14 protein-coding genes are annotated in these 15699 nt (G+C 41.1%); 4 read left to right on the top strand and 10 right to left on the bottom strand.

Going from position 1 to position 15699, the window contains the following annotated elements; translation table 11 throughout:
- Positions 1 to 14 precede the first annotated feature (14 nt).
- The 5 genes from ACO1QW_RS08255 to ACO1QW_RS08275 form a co-directional block, all read right to left on the bottom strand.
- A complete protein-coding gene (locus ACO1QW_RS08255) occupies positions 15 to 1376 on the bottom strand; it encodes an HlyD family secretion protein (RefSeq protein ID WP_486257456.1) in 1362 nt (453 codons plus the stop codon).
- A 10-nt stretch (positions 1377 to 1386) separates the two neighbouring features.
- Positions 1387 to 3084, bottom strand: coding sequence for a peptidase domain-containing ABC transporter (locus ACO1QW_RS08260; protein WP_486257458.1), 1698 nt, complete (start codon positions 3082 to 3084; stop codon positions 1387 to 1389).
- Between the two features lie 145 nt (positions 3085 to 3229).
- On the bottom strand, positions 3230 to 4657 hold the full coding sequence (locus ACO1QW_RS08265; protein ID WP_486257460.1) for an L-serine ammonia-lyase: 1428 nt from the start codon (positions 4655 to 4657) through the stop codon (positions 3230 to 3232).
- 81 nt (positions 4658 to 4738) lie between these two features.
- Entirely contained in the window at positions 4739 to 5251 is a 513-nt protein-coding gene (locus ACO1QW_RS08270; RefSeq protein WP_486257462.1) for an FKBP-type peptidyl-prolyl cis-trans isomerase, read from the bottom strand.
- 50 nt (positions 5252 to 5301) lie between these two features.
- Positions 5302 to 5628, bottom strand: coding sequence for a hypothetical protein (locus tag ACO1QW_RS08275; protein WP_486257463.1), 327 nt, complete (start codon positions 5626 to 5628; stop codon positions 5302 to 5304).
- A 174-nt stretch (positions 5629 to 5802) separates the two neighbouring features.
- Between ACO1QW_RS08275 and ACO1QW_RS08280 the strand changes: the two genes are divergently transcribed.
- The 4 genes from ACO1QW_RS08280 to ACO1QW_RS08295 are packed head-to-tail and all read left to right on the top strand — an operon-like array spanning position 5803 to position 8580.
- Positions 5803 to 6720 (top strand): hypothetical protein, encoded by a 918-nt coding sequence (locus ACO1QW_RS08280; protein ID WP_486257464.1) that lies wholly within the window; start codon positions 5803 to 5805, stop codon positions 6718 to 6720.
- Position 6721: 1 nt separating this feature from the next.
- On the top strand, positions 6722 to 7390 hold the full coding sequence (locus ACO1QW_RS08285; protein WP_486257465.1) for a lysoplasmalogenase: 669 nt from the start codon (positions 6722 to 6724) through the stop codon (positions 7388 to 7390).
- 15 nt (positions 7391 to 7405) lie between these two features.
- The gene (locus tag ACO1QW_RS08290; protein ID WP_486257467.1) at positions 7406 to 7963 is read left to right on the top strand and encodes a hypothetical protein; all 558 of its coding nucleotides are present in this window, start codon (positions 7406 to 7408) and stop codon (positions 7961 to 7963) included.
- Entirely contained in the window at positions 7960 to 8580 is a 621-nt protein-coding gene (locus tag ACO1QW_RS08295) for an NUDIX hydrolase (RefSeq protein WP_486257469.1), read from the top strand. The genes ACO1QW_RS08290 and ACO1QW_RS08295 overlap by 4 nt, the downstream gene beginning before the upstream one ends.
- Before the next feature lie 34 nt (positions 8581 to 8614).
- Here ACO1QW_RS08295 and ACO1QW_RS08300 read toward each other — a convergent pair whose 3' ends face one another.
- The 5 genes from ACO1QW_RS08300 to ACO1QW_RS08320 form a co-directional block, all read right to left on the bottom strand.
- Positions 8615 to 8737, bottom strand: a complete 123-nt coding sequence (locus ACO1QW_RS08300; protein WP_486257470.1) for a hypothetical protein — start codon at positions 8735 to 8737, stop codon at positions 8615 to 8617.
- A gap of 147 nt (positions 8738 to 8884) precedes the next feature.
- Positions 8885 to 10522 (bottom strand): chaperonin GroEL, encoded by a 1638-nt coding sequence (gene groL / locus ACO1QW_RS08305; protein ID WP_486257472.1) that lies wholly within the window; start codon positions 10520 to 10522, stop codon positions 8885 to 8887.
- A gap of 112 nt (positions 10523 to 10634) precedes the next feature.
- Positions 10635 to 10916 carry a co-chaperone GroES gene (locus ACO1QW_RS08310; RefSeq protein ID WP_407527508.1) on the bottom strand — a complete coding sequence of 94 codons (282 nt, stop codon included), beginning with the start codon at positions 10914 to 10916 and terminating at the stop codon, positions 10635 to 10637.
- 196 nt (positions 10917 to 11112) lie between these two features.
- On the bottom strand, positions 11113 to 11538 hold the full coding sequence (locus ACO1QW_RS08315; RefSeq protein WP_486257475.1) for a hypothetical protein: 426 nt from the start codon (positions 11536 to 11538) through the stop codon (positions 11113 to 11115).
- Positions 11539 to 11668: 130 nt separating this feature from the next.
- A complete protein-coding gene (locus ACO1QW_RS08320; protein ID WP_486257477.1) occupies positions 11669 to 15685 on the bottom strand; it encodes a T9SS type A sorting domain-containing protein in 4017 nt (1338 codons plus the stop codon).
- Between the last annotated feature and the right edge of the window lie 14 nt (positions 15686 to 15699).

The raw sequence follows: 15699 nt of genomic DNA on the forward strand, positions 1-15699 counted from the left end.
GCCTTTGTGATTGCTTAGTTTTTTTCTTTCCCCTCTTTTCCGTTTGTTGTTGTTTGCGGACGATAATAATCCGGTGGAAAACCATTGATCTGCCGCCACAATTCATACCACACCGATACATCTTTCAACAACGTAAAATTCACTGCACCTGTTCCGAGTTTCATATTGGTTGGCCACGGCCGGTCGTTCTTATCTTCTGCAACCAATACACGAAACATACCGTTACTGCTGAGGTTTGATTCAATGGCTACAATTTCACCACCATAAGTTCCATACGATGCCTGTGGCCATCCGCTAAAAACAATTGCGGGAAAACCATCGAACATAAACCGTGTTTTTTGTCCCACATTAAGCAATTGTAAATCCATTGGCTTCACCCATACTTCTACTGCCAGTTGATATTCTTTCGGTACAATTTCAACGATCATATCACCCTCTTTCAGCATTTCATTGATACCAGCTTTCATGGCTTTGATCACTTGTCCATCCTGTGGTGCCAGCACAAAATATTGTCCGTTGCGTATTCTGTAATTGTCATACTGATTTTGCAGCTTCGCTACTTTTCCCTGACCAGTTGAAATTTGTGATTGCGATTGAAAACGATCGCCGAATGCTTTCGCAATTTTCTCTGCATATTCCTGGATGGCTGCACTTCGTTCCAGTTGCAAAATGAGCAGATCCTGTTTGCTGTTGTTGAAATCGTTTTGTGCACTTATCAATTTTGCATTCACGTTTTGATGCAACACTTTTCTTCGTTCAAATTCTGTTAACGGAATTACACCCTGCTCATACATTTTCACGGCACCTTCGAGTTGACGATCGGCCACATTCATTTCATTTATAGCAGCACTCACTTTCATACTATCGCTCTGCACTTTTCGCTTTGTTTGTATGAGTTTATTATCAATTGAACTCAGCTTTAATTCCCGTTCATTTTCCAGTGCGGCAATTTGCTGACCGGTAGCACTTACTTTCCCTTCATAATAATCGATCGTCATTTGTTCTGCAGTGAGTTGCTGTTCGGTACGTTGCAACAGGTTCGGATCGAGGTAATCATCTTTGATCTCTGCTAACTGCACGATGGTATCACCCTTCTTCACAAAGTCGCCTTCCTTCACCCACCATTTTACAATACGTCCGCCAATGATATTGTTCACCTGTTGAGGGCGTTGTTCCTGCCGAAGTGTAGTAACTGTGCCGTTGCTGCGGATGTTTTGTGTCCACGGCAAAAACAGTATAATGATGGTAATACCAATGATGAAAAAAAAGTAACGGCGTATCTTACTGGTCTTGTGTTGCCGGTAAATTTCATTGAATGATCGGAGCGGCTTACCTGCTTTTTCCTGTATATCCGGTGTAAGTAGTTGAAAGGACATGTGGCTTGGTTTAACGGTTAACAGTTGGTTGCTCTTCCTTTACAATTCGTCCGTCCTGCATATAGAACACACGGTTGCACCTGTTTGCAAAAGAATCATCGTTTGTAATTACTAGAACTGTTGTAGCAGGTATTTCCTGAAACAGGTATTGCTCTATTTTCCTGCGGCAATCAGGATCAAGGCCAAGCCAGGGTTCTTCAAGTAACAGGAGTTTGGGCTTTGATACCAGCGCTCGTAACAAAAGCACCTTTCGAATAACGGCACTGGATAAGCGATTTCCGACGGCATCAATTTGTGTATCGAAACCTTTTTTGAGCGATGCAATGAATTCACTGATGCCAAGTTTTGCAGCCAACAAATTAATTTGTGATGTTGTAATAGTCGTATCACCCAGTGTAATATTTTCGTATAGCGTGCCCTGAAAAATTTCCTGCTGATTAAATAGTATTCCCGTTTCGGCACGCAGCAATGCAGGATTGTAATTTCCGATCGGTATCTCATTGATCAGAATATTTCCCTCAAAATCGGAATACGCACCAGTCAGTAATTTCAGAATAGTTGATTTCCCCGAACCTTCGCCTCCTCTGATACATACTTTTTCACCTGCATTAATTTTAAATGACAGCTGATGAAGGATTGGTCGTTGATCAGTATAACTGAAGCTTAGATCGTTCACTGCAATTGCTACTCCGCCCGTGGAAGCATCAAGCCCCAATGTACCTTCCGGTTCAAGCGGCTTGTCGATTACTTTACCTAATTTTTCAACTGCCGTTAAAATATCATAGATCTTATCTAAACTACGTATCAGTTTTTCTACTGAAGCCAGCACAATCAGTATTACAATTTCAGCAGCAGCAAATTGTCCCACGTTAATTTCATTGCTTACCAGCAACAACGCACCAACAATCAACATTCCTGCAGTAATGAGAATTTTAAACCCGATCATTGACCAATACTGTAACAGCAATACCCGAAAATGACTCGTGCGTGCATGCAGGTATTTCGTAACCAGCACATCTGTTTTATCAACGGGTAAAGAAGAACCTCGAGAAAACTGAAATGATTTTAATACCCGTGCAATTTCTTCAAGCCATCCTGCCACTTCGTATTTGTATTCACTTTCATCCAGGCTGGTGGAAAGCCCCTTGGCATAGGTAATGCGTATAATTAAAAACAAGATGAGTAATACCAGTAAACTGAAAACGATGAAGACGTTCGCATACAGCGATAATAAGATCAACCCAAACAATACCTGTATCAATGCCGCCGGAATATCGAGCAATAAACGGCTTAAGCTTTTTTCTAAATTAACTGTATCGAAAAAACGGTTTACAAACTCAGGCAAATAATACTGATCGATCTTCTTAAGATCAAGACGGGGAATACGCCATGCAAATTCAAATGAATAACGTGTGAAGATTCGCTGCTGAATTTTCTCAATGATCTTCATTTGGTTTACCTGCAGCAAACCGGTAAAAAATACACTGAGAACAACAAGTATAATTAAAACTATAATGGATGTAGACAAACGGCCGGCAAGCACAAAATTGATAATGGCCTGCACACCCAATGGTACAGCAAGCTGCAATAACCCTGCAAGAATTGCATAAAAATAAATTGCACCAATCTCCGTTCGCTCCAGGTTTAATACCTGTAATAAGCGTTGCAGCGGACGTTTCAGGTCCTTCGCTGCCTGGTAATTTGCCATTAATAAAACCGTTATGTTAAAGAAAGTTGTCGATTTGAACCCGTTCGTTTGAACAGGTTTTAAAATCGTTTGCAAAACAACAGCATTTCGCAAAAATTGTTAAACGCTGTTGATTGATTTTGTTTTTTTTAACAACTAACGGCTATCAACACTCGGGAAGCGCAATGGGGATATTGATGGCTAACCCACCTTCGGCCGTTTCTTTATACTTGTGGTTCATATCTTTTGCAGTATCCCACATGGTTTTTACAACCGCATCTAAAGAAACTTTTGCAAAATCAGGTGTGCTTTGTAATGCAAGTTGAGATGCAGTGATGGCTTTGATAGCACCCATCGTATTCCGTTCAATGCAAGGAACCTGCACGAGTCCTGCAATAGGATCGCAGGTTAAACCAAGATGATGTTCCATAGCAATTTCACTGGCCATTAAAACCTGTCGTTGTGTGCCACCCATGCTTTCAGTTAATGCAGCCGCTGCCATTGCGCTTGATACACCAATTTCTGCCTGACAGCCACCCATAGCTGCGGAAATAGTCGAACCCTTTTTAAAGATGCTGCCTATTTCTGAAGCGGTCAATAAAAAACGGATGATCTTTTCATCATCGGCGCCGTCACAAAAACAAACATAATACATCAATACTGCCGGGATAACACCCGCTGCACCATTGGTTGGTGCTGTTACGACACGTCCGAACGAAGCATTTTCTTCATTAACTGCTAACGCAAAACAGCTTACCCAATCGAGTGTGTATTTAAAATCATTTCCACCACTACTAATGGCTTCTACCCATTCGCTAAAATCAGTATAAGGCTTTTGCTGCAATAATTTTTTGTTTAAACCAGCACCCCGGCGTTTTACATTTAAACCGCCAGGCAGATAACCCTCAGCATGGCATCCCCTGAAAATACATTCCCGCATTACCCGCCATATGTTCAGTACACCTTGTCTTGTTTCTTCTTCGCTACGCCATGCATTTTCATTTTCCATCACCACTTCACTAATAGTCATTCCTGTTTTCATGCACCAATGCAACAGGTCTTCGGCCTTATCCACAGGGAAAGGCAATTGCACCTGTTCGTTACCGGTAGCTTCTTCTTTTTCTTTCACCACAAATCCACCACCAATAGAATAATAAGTTTCAGCGATGGAATTACCATCATGAAAAGAAGCAAGAAATGTAACTGCGTTAGGATGATAAGGAAGACTTTCCGTCATTAGAAACTCAATATCCTCTCTCGGATCAAATTGTATTTCATGTTTGCCACCCAATACTATTTCTTTCATCGCCGCAATATCATTGATCTTGGCATCAATGGAATGTACATCAAAGGTTACAGGATCATCCCCCGATAAGCCCAACTGAATGGCAACATCTGTTCCATGTCCTTTTCCTGTTTTTGCCAATGAACCGTACAGCAACACCCGCACAGTTGCCACTTGTTCTAATGGCTGTAGTGCTTGAATGGATTGGACAAAACGTTGCGCTGCACGCCATGGACCAAGTGTGTGACTGCTGGATGGACCAACACCGATCTTAAACATATCAAAGACGGAAATAGGTTCGTATGACAAGTGATTGAGTTTTTACAAAAGTAAGTAAACAAAAAAGCTCCTCGTTTATTAAGGAGCTTTTTAAGTATTGTATATTCCTGATTATTGATAAACTGTTACAATCTCCACATCAAAAATAAGCATGGCATTCTGAGGAATAGTGTACAAACCTGTGTTGGGATTAAAAGACCCTGCCGCACCATAAGCAAGGGAAGATGGAATATACAACCTGATTTTTCCTCCTTCACCAATTAACTGCATGCCACGGTTCCAACCTTCAATTAGACTACCAAGTGAGAAAGAAGCCGTAGCTGATCCTGTTGTTTGGTCGAAAATTGTTCCGTTTGCAAGTTTACCAGTGTACTTTACTACAACAGTATTGCACAGTATTGGTTTTTTGGTGTTGCCCGGTGCGTCAATTACATAATACATACCTGAAGTGCCCAATTCTGTGGTGCCGGTAATATTATTTGTGGCAATATAATTTGTCACTACTGCTTCCTCCTGCGCAGAAGCAGATGTATTCTCAGCCGAGTACGGACACTCATCCTCATTTTTCTTTTTACACGCAGTTAAAATCATTACTGCCATTATTAATCCAAATGCATACTTCATATTATCTTATTTGTTTTTATTCAAAATTCACCAAATCTTAAAAATGACAATCATTCTTCTTCTAACGTTGCCTCAGCATTTATTTTTTGCTGAAGTTCATTATATCGCTGCTCATTCATCTCCCACTTAAACCGCATTTTGAAAATGCCATAGAACACCACCACAAGCAAAACTGCAATGAGGATAATGGTCAATTGCGAGCCCGATACATAAGGCATGTTTTTATACCAACCCCGAAACATCACACTCAGCAAAATGGGAAAGCCAAAAGCCAATCCTAAAGGCAAACCAATCGTAAGCTGGCTCAACAATCGTTTTTCCTTGCTTCGGTTTTGCTCCCACCACTCCATAAATTCCTTTTCGTCTGCCGATAGCATGCGCCGTTTTTTTTGCAAATGTAAGCAAGACCGCCCAGCCATCTCTTTCTTTAACGAAGAATTGCAGCAACAGTAAAATCACTGATTTTGCTGGTAGAGGGGTGTTAAGTTGACCAGGTTCTGGTATTTCTATGATAAAAGCAGGTTTTTAAGTATGTTTGAAAAAAATTATCCGTGAAAATCCAGGAAATATTATCACAGTATCTGTATAAGGAGAAAAGTCTTACCCTTCCGGGACTTGGCCGTTTCGATCTTAATCCTTCGGTAAACATTTACGATTTAAAAGAAGAAGGCTGGCCGGCCGATACCATTTCATTTACTACCAATCGTAACGCTGTTGCAGATGAAAGCCTGTTGCAGTTCCTGATGCAGCAAACGGGTAAAATGAAGCCTTTGGCCATGAGCGATCTTGAATCGTATGTTAGCAATGGCATGCAGCTGATCAATATTGGTAAACCTTTTCCTATTAAAGGCATTGGATCTATTAATAAAACGAAAGACAACCAATACGTATTTGAACAAGGTAGCCCTGCATTAGAAAAGATTGATTCTATTAATACCGATCATGTTCGTGATCGTACAGTGCTAGTTGAAGGCGAACGGGAAATCGATTTTTCACATGAAGAACGCAAAAGTTCGAAAAAGCCAATCATTATCTTAGGTAGCATAGTCGCCTTGGCATTGGTTGGATGGGCAGTTTATCTGGCCATGTTCCGAAATAAACAACCAGAACCTGTTGAGCCAGAATCAAATCTTACTGAACAGATCACACCGGTTGACACGACGGCCACACAGCCTGATACTACTGCAATAATAGCGCAGGACTCATTATTACCTGCTAATACTCCATCGGTAATTGATACAGGATCACTTAAACTTGTAATTGAAACAGTTTCTACAAAAAGTAAAGCTGATGCACGCATTGCATTTCACAAAACAAGGGGAAGAGAACTTTCGTTAAACATGAAAGACAGCAGCAACTATCAACTAATACTGCTGGTACAAAAATCTCTTTCTGATAGTACCAAAGTAAAAGATTCGCTCCGTAATTGGTATGGCATTAAAGCACAAGTTTTGAAACCTGGTAACTAGTATGAAAAAGCAGGCTGGAATCATCTTTGGTATTTATGCATTGGTGGTTTTGCTTGAATTGTTTTTCATCTATTTTAACCAATCGCACTTACGATGGTTTACTAAACCATTGCTGATGCCTTTGCTGATGCTGGGTTTCTCTATTTCAACTGCACAACGAAACAATACATTATTCTTTCTGATAATGGCCGCCTTGTTTCTTTCATGGTGCGGCGACGTGTTGTTGCAAATGGAAGGCATGTTTATTCCCGGATTGGTTTCGTTTTTACTGGCGCATGTGTGTTACATCATCTACTTTACCAAAACAGGAAAAGGAAAGAAAGGACTTGTGCAAGCGAAGCCGGTTATTTTATTACCTGTGCTGATTTACATTCTCCTTTTTCTTTGGTTGCTGTTTCCCTATCTTGGTGCACTAAAAATTCCTGTAACGGTGTATGGTATTACCATTGGCACTATGCTCTTGCTTGCGTTAAATACAAAACATAAGTTGGCTGGTACCACAGCTTCCCTTTTTATTGCAGGCGCATCGTTGTTTGTTATTTCCGATTCGTTGCTTGCTGTGAACCTGTTTGCTTACAAGCACATGTTGTTGAGCTTACTGGTAATGATCACCTATGCTTCGGCACAATACTTTATTGTAAAGGGAGCTCTCGCTAACCGGGATCACTAAAAACACTCATTTCAATTGCGTAAAAAGAAAAAACAAAAATTAAAAGAACAGCAGTTCTGGAGCACATTTGCCTTTTTCAGCAAACCACAGTTGCCCGATAGTATTCCAACACATCTTGAACGTGTAAACTTCCGTATTTGGGACCGGGTAACGGATGAAGAAATAGAATTGATGGTTACACATGTACAATCGATCGATATGCTTGATCTTGATGAGACAGAAATTACAAACGATGCAATTGAACAATTAACAAAACTCAGCTTCATTAAAGAATTACGGTTGAAAGGATGCAATGATATTGATGACGATGCCATTTCGCATATCAACACCCTCAACGGACTTGAACTATTACACCTTGGTGGCACATCAATTACTGTAAATGGCTTGTTGCAGTTAAGTGCTGATCATCCATTCCATACCTTGTTGGTGAGCGTTGATGATTCAGAAAAAGAGTTGAACAATTTAACCATACTTGCAAAGCGCTTTCCCAAATGTCAACTTATCGTCAATCACAAAGATTTTGTTTTACCGAAGGCCGATGATGATTGGTCTGAGTATAACTTTACTGCATGACAAACGAATTGATGCGGGACATTACCAGGTTGAAATCCATTGCTGATCTTGGTTTGCTTTACCACAACAACGAATTTGATAAAGAACGTTATGAAGAATTAAGAGAAATTTCGTTGCGGATGCTGAGCAGCTTCAGCAAACAAAGCGCAGATGAGCTTCATACTTTACTACCTGTTGCAAAAGATTATCCAACCGTAAAAGTTGATATTCGGGCACTCATTTTATCAGCCGATAAAAAAGTATTGCTGGTAAAAGAATCAATGGATGACAAATGGAGTTTGCCCGGCGGCTGGGCCGATGTTGGCTACAGCGCCAAAGAAACCATCCTCAAAGAAATAAAAGAAGAAACCGGATTAGATGCAGAAGTGAAACATTTGATGGCTGTGTTCGATAAGCACAAACACCCTCATCCGCCAGAACCGCATTATGTGTTTAAGCTGTTGTTCTATTGTAAAGCAGTTTCGTCTCAACTGCAAACAGGATTTGATGTACTGGATGTTGGTTATTTCTCCATGAATAAATTGCCTGAACTTTCAACCAATCGCATTCTTCAATCGCAACTGGAACTTGTTTACAATAAAGTAATGCAGAACGATTTCGAAACTTATGTGGATTAAAAAAGCAACTCCCGCCAAGGCGAGAGTTGTTTTTTTAGTAGATCAAATAAGGATTATCAAATGAATCATCATCCCTACGGTTGATCTTTTGCAATAAGCTTTTCAACTTGTGTTTCAATTTTTGCATAAACGCTAAAAGCATGTTTCCTGTTTTCATGTTGCATGTTTTTAATCGTGATGAATTATTGAAATGCAAAGTCCCCCGTTTTACCAGAGGACTTTGGTTGTATTTTAAGCTGTTACTATTAAGCTGAGTGATTGAGCTGGCTTACTTCGTACTTCCAACTTCTCACTTCGTACTTATTTAGTAACCACCCATGCCGCCCATATCAGGAGCGCCATGTGCATGTGGCTCTTCTTTCTTTGGTTTATCAGCAATAACTGCTTCTGTTGTTAACAACATACCAGCGATTGATGCTGCATTTTCCAAAGCCACACGGCTTACTTTGGTTGGATCAATTACACCAGCCTTAAACATGTTTTCGTATGTTTCAGTGCGTGCATTGAAACCAAAGTCGCCTTTGCCTTCTTTGATCTTTTGTACAACGATAGAACCATCAATACCTGCGTTAGCAGTTAATGTGCGGATAGGCTCTTCCAAAGCACGACGGATGATCTGCATACCGGTTTGTTCGTCTTCAATTTGTCCACGAACTTTTGCTTCCAATGCATCTAATGCACGGATGTAAGCAACACCACCACCGGGAACGATACCTTCTTCAACCGCAGCACGGGTTGCATGTAATGCATCATCAACACGGTCTTTCTTTTCTTTCATTTCAACTTCAGTAGCAGCACCGATGTACAATACAGCAACACCACCTGCCAACTTCGCTAAACGCTCTTGTAATTTTTCTTTATCGTAGTCAGAAGTTGTGTTTTCAACTTGTGCTTTGATTTGATTTACACGTGCAGTGATATCAGATTTTTTGCCTTTACCACCAACAATTGTTGTGTTGTCTTTATCGATCGTTACAGAAGAAGCCTGACCTAAGTAAGAGAGATCAGCATTCTCCAGTTTGTAACCTTGCTCTTCGCTGATAACTGTACCTGCAGTGAGGATAGCGATATCAGTAAGCATTTCTTTTCTGCGGTCACCGAAGCCAGGAGCTTTTACAGCAGCTACTTTCAATGTACCACGGAGTTTGTTTACAACCAATGTTGCAAGCGCTTCACCTTCCAGATCTTCTGAAATGATCAACAACGGACGACCGCTTTGAGCAACTTTCTCCAAAATGTGAAGAATATCTTTCATTGCAGCGATCTTCTTATCATAGATAAGGATGTACGGGTTCTGCAATTCCACTTCCATTTTTTCGCTGTTTGTAACGAAGTATGGAGAAATATAACCACGATCGAATTGCATACCTTCTACTACATCAACAGTAGTATCAGTACCTTTTGCTTCTTCAACAGTGATCACACCTTCTTTACCAACTTTTACAAATGCTTCAGCAATAAGTTTACCGATTGTTTCGTCGTTGTTTGCAGAGATAGTTGCAACCTGTTGAATTTTTTTGCTGTCGTTACCAACAGTTTGTGATTGACTTTTTAAGTTTTCAACCACCAGTCTTACCGCTTTATCAATACCACGTTTCAGATCCATTGGGTTTGCACCTGCAGCAACCATTTTCAAACCTTCGCTGATGATTGATTGCGCCAATACGGTTGCAGTAGTAGTACCATCACCTGCAATATCTGCAGTCTTAGATGCTACTTCTTTCACCATTTGAGCACCCATGTTCTCAATCGGATCTTCCAATTCAATTTCTTTTGCTACCGTAACACCATCTTTTGTTACAGCTGGTGCACCGAATTTCTTTTCAATTACCACGTTGCGGCCTTTAGGTCCGAGGGTAACTTTTACAGCGTTGGCTAATACGTCAACACCTTTCTTCATTTTATTTCTTCCCTCGATATCAAAGAAGATTTGCTTTGCCATATGAATACAATTTGAAAATTAAATAATTTGAAAATTTGATAATTGCAGAGTTTGAAATATGAAGATGTTGATTAGTGGAGTGTTCCAATTTTCAAGCCTTCAAATGTTCAAATTAAACAATCGCTAAGATGTCGCTTTCACGCATGATCAACAGATCATCGCCTTCAATAGAAATTTCAGTACCGGCATATTTACCGTAAAGAACCGTATCGCCAACTTTCACAGTTACGGGTTCATCTTTTTTACCAGGACCTGCAGCTACTACAGTACCACGTTGTGGTTTTTCTTTTGCAGTGTCGGGGATGATGATACCGCCAGCTGTTTTTTCTTCAGCAGGGGCAGGCTTCACAATTACCCTGTCGTGTAAAGGGGTAACACTTACCTTCTTAGCCATAGTTATTCTTGTTTTAGTTTTAAAATGAAATTAGTTCTTGCCCGTTTTACGGGGCAACGAAGGTAAGCGAATACAGTGCCACGGCGCCAGAACAGGTAAAATTTTCAGGAATGAGTATAAATCAGTAGCAAATCTCTCAATCTGGCAGAATATGAGCTAAGATGATTTGACAAATTTTCATTTATTGGTAAGGCTGCTAAACGGGGTCGGGGGTTGTGAGTTCTGTTATTTTGCTTGTTTGAAGGATAACTTCCTTTCGTTTATAGACTGCTTTTAACCGAAGTTCTTTTTCCTGGGAAGGGATAATAACAGCTTCATTTTTTGAAACAGGGTTTAATTGCAGCCGGTAAAGATGTTCGTTCTCTTTTGTTTGAATAGTGATTTTGTCACCAGTTTGATTACTGATGCCCACTTCAAAGCCTGAAAAAGCATTTATTTTTTCCGCAATAATGGTAAAGGCTTTGGCATTTATCCATGCGGTATCCCATGCTATATTTTCAGAAGTTGTTACCACGTAAACAAAATATTTAGTTTCAGGTTTTGACGGCATTTCTTTACCGTTTTCGTCCACAGCCACAATTCCCGGGTATGATGTTGCTGAAAAGGCATGCGTTTGCTTCACAACCTTTTTTGCATTTATGCAGGAAAGCAAGAAGAAAATCGCTACACAAAAAAGTTTTAGCGCTGATAAAAAATATCTATTCATACAGATTCAGAATATAAAGCCCGGAGATAACATCCCGGGCTTTATATTATTTTTTAATAACCTTAAAGTTTTGCATTTTGTCGTTGATCCGCATACTCAACAAATAAGTTCCGGCAGGTAAACTCATATCAGCTATTTCAAGTTGCGTATTGCCCGTTACTCTTCCAAGGCTCCAGGTTTTAAGTGTTTGGCCGCTAAGGGTGTAAAGTACCGCTGAAACAGCTGTTCTGTTTTCATTACTGATATCGAGATAAATCGTATTCAACACTGGGTTTTGAATCAGCCGTACAAAATTCTGCAGCCGGTCATTTACATTTCCTATACCCGTTGCAACGGCATCACTTAAAAAGAATCTACCACCACCCGTTACTGTTGCAGTGAAAAGTACACCGTTTCCTAAAGCCGTTGCAGTGGCTGGATAAATAACTGTATTTAAACTCGTGGCCCCTGCTGCAGTTGCCGCTGATGTAGATGCAATATTTATAGTGGAAGGCACTTTACCACTCAGTTCTGCCGTGGTAACATAAAAGCCTATCGTGTAGCTGGCAGTTGGATTGCTGCCCACGGATACATCAAATACCTTTTGCGAACGTTGGCCACCAAAATAATTTTGCCACAATGTTCCGGCATCCTGAAGCGTAATGCTGACACAACCTAATGAAGCAGTTGAATTGTTAACAATGCCAAGCAAATTATTAAAGCCCTGGGAATAATAATAGTGTAACCCGCTTCCGAAAATATAGTTCGTTTTTGTACGGCTTGCAACAGTCTCAATATTTGTGCTGTAGAGCACAGGAAAAATGATATCCGGCCGCACTCTGTCTGGAGTTGACCCCACCCCTGCCAGAAATCCGGTTATAATGTCACAACCTGAGAAGCTTGTACTATCTCTCGCCCAAAGCCCCGATTGAAATGTGGTGGTATTACTTGACACCGCATCACTTGCGGAACCACTGGTATTATCGTAACATATTTCCACTACAATATTGCTGACACCATCCCATGTAAATGGCGAAAGATTAAATGGAAAGTTGTTGATACCTACAACTGTTGAATGATTGCCCTGGTAACAGTTTGTAAGTCCGGTTTCAAGTACATTGGTGAAGCTGGCAAGGGTGCTGTTTTTTAATGAGATCCTTAAAGAATTAAAAGGTTGTGTACTGGCTTTGCTAACAACATTAAATGCAATTGAATTAAAAGGTCCTGCAGTTAATCCTGCAGCGCTTAGTTCTGCTGCGGTATAGATATATTGACTTCTGGCTTTTGAAAACTGTCCTCTGAACGGTTGAACATATGTTCCATAATTTGACGTACCAACAGTGAGATTGATTGTTCCATTTGAAACCGGCGCATTATCATTGTCGCCAATATACACTGTATAATTGGGCGACGACGGAGCAATGAGGGCATTTGTGCCGCCGGCCAGGGTATAAGAAAGCGTGAAAAATTCATTTGCATCTGCTTCTGCATCATCATAAATACGTACAGTTACCTGCTGCGAAGTTGTAGCGCCATTTAAAAAAGTAACCTGCTTTGATGGAGTTGCAAAGTTTCCATTCGTGGTAATATCATAATCTCTTCCTTCAACTGCAGTGCCGCCGGATACATTCAGTGTAACCACTGCATTCCCTGTTGGGGCAGCATCAATATTCATATTCAACGATACATCCCTGTAGTTACGACATCCATCAGTTGCAACGGTTGATTCATCATAGGGCCGGCTGTAAGAATAACTACCTGCAAAACGAATATAAGGCGCAGCTCCTGCAATGGAACTTGTCCATAACCCACGGCCATGTGTTGCTGCCAGCAATGTTCTGTCGCTAACACGGTACTGCAGCATATTTGTTTTTACAAAAGGAAAGCTGCTGTTTTGCACCCAAACTGTAGCAGCGCCATTAACATCATCTGTTTCAAAAACCCCAGCTTCTGTTGCGATGATGGCTTTGTCATTATCCTCGGGATGAAACATGGCCCAACGAACGGGCATATCAGGTAAATTACCATCAATTGCCGACCAGCTTGTACCTCCGTTTGTTGTTACCCAAATATTCTGCAAACCATAGTTTGAAAAAACTGCAATAAGATTATTATCGTTTGTGCCGGTGTTGACACAAGTTATACTGCCATTAGTTGGAAGTCCGCCACCAGCCGAAATATTTGTTGCTACAGGTGCTTCGGTATTGGCATTATCGACCTTGATAATTTTGCCGATGTTAGTTCCGAAATAAACCCGGTTGCTGGTATAAGGTGAAACTTTTACAGAGAGAATAACATCTGTTGCAAAGCCGGGCAATGGCACTGTTTTAAACGTTGAACCATTCTGAGGATTATCCCACTTCACATAAGTACCCGCATCGGCGCTTGCGTACATTTTATTATTCATGTCGTCATAATCAGTGGGGTTGATGAATTGACCGATTGTGCCCGAATAACTTATGGATTGCCAGTTATTCCCGCTATTTACACTTCTACGATAGTTGCTGCGGGTTGTGGCACTGAACTGATACGTAGGCTCATCTTCATCAATATGCACAAAACCCCCATCGCCCCCATGCACTTCTTCACTGGCGCTAAGTCCGGCTGATGAAAGTTTATGCGTTCCATTGTCCTGCGCACCTGCCAGGAAATAATTTGCGTTTGACGGATGAATTGCGCAGGAATAAAATTGTTTTATACGAAGGCCAATGTTCTTGTGCACAAATGTTGCCCCATTATCTGCCGAATAGAAAATACCGCCATCTGTTGCGAGTAATACCTGCGTACCATTCCATTTCACGCCGTGATGATCGGCATGAATGTACATTTCTGATGAACTTGCCCAATCAGATAGCTTTGTCCAGCTGGTACCACCATTTGTTGTGCGATGAAAATTTAAACCGCCCGCTATTACATTGTCGGTATTTGAGGTATCAACTCCAATTGCAAGACAGAACCAGCCCTGGCCTGAGCTCATATTGGTGGGGTTGGCTGAAAGAGCAGTCCAGTTATCAGCACCGTCGATAGATTTATAAAGTGTAGGTGTCTGAAAACTAGCGTTGGAAGGCAATGCATAAAGCGTGTTGCCGGCAACAGCCAGTTCGCAATTATAAAAATTGTTGGGAATAGGTGTAGTTGGAGAAGTCCAGGTTGTAGTAGTTACTGTTGCCGGGGCATCAGTAAAGAAATAGCCCGATGTTGCCGCCGTACTGTTGTAATAACCAACAACCACATGCAAACGGCCCGTGCTGCTTAAACTCATTTCGCTGATACGTGTCCCGCCACCAGTGGTTACTGGTGTAATATTCGTCCATGTTGCGCCGCCATCACCTGAACGCCTTAAACCGCTTCCACTGCCCAACGTGCCTACGTAAACATTACCTGCTCCGTCGCAAATGATCTTGGAGATATTATAAAACGTTGTTGTGTTACTTAACAAATTCCAGGTACTTCCCCCATCTGTACTTTTCCAAACACCCCCTCCCCGCACTGCGTCTGTATTGAATGCTTTTTCGCCCGTACCGAAATACATGATGTTTTTATTCACTGGATCTTGGCTTATTGCACCAATGGCAAGATTTCCAAAAAAATCATTGATTAAATTCCACGTAGGTGTAGTTGCCGTAATGTCGTTTGTTTTCCATAAACCTCCGCTTACGCTCCCGGCCCAAACTGTTTTGTTAGTTGCATCCGACAAATCAACCCACATCGACCTGATCCTTCCGCTGGTTACCGATCCTGAAGGTCCACGAAAATTACCATTGCTTGGTCCAATTACATCGGTATAAGGGCCACGTTCTGCCCATGATAAAGCATTCAATCGAAAGGGTATTCCCAGTTTTCTTTCAGCCGCTAATTTCTCATAAGCTGTAATTAACCGCTGCTTGGGTATGTATCCTAAACGAGGGTCTTTTGTTAATTGAAATTCCATTTCCTGCGACTCACGAATACCGTCCTCTTTTTCTTCAGACTCAGCCGATTCCTGTATAGGATCATCTGATTTCGTTTGACTTTTTTCGTTACTGCAGCTATTTATTATACAGGCACAGCAGAACACTGCAATAATGGATAATACTTTCTTCATGCTTTGTTGGTTGG

It is taken from the genome of Lacibacter sp. (assembly GCF_057361365.1).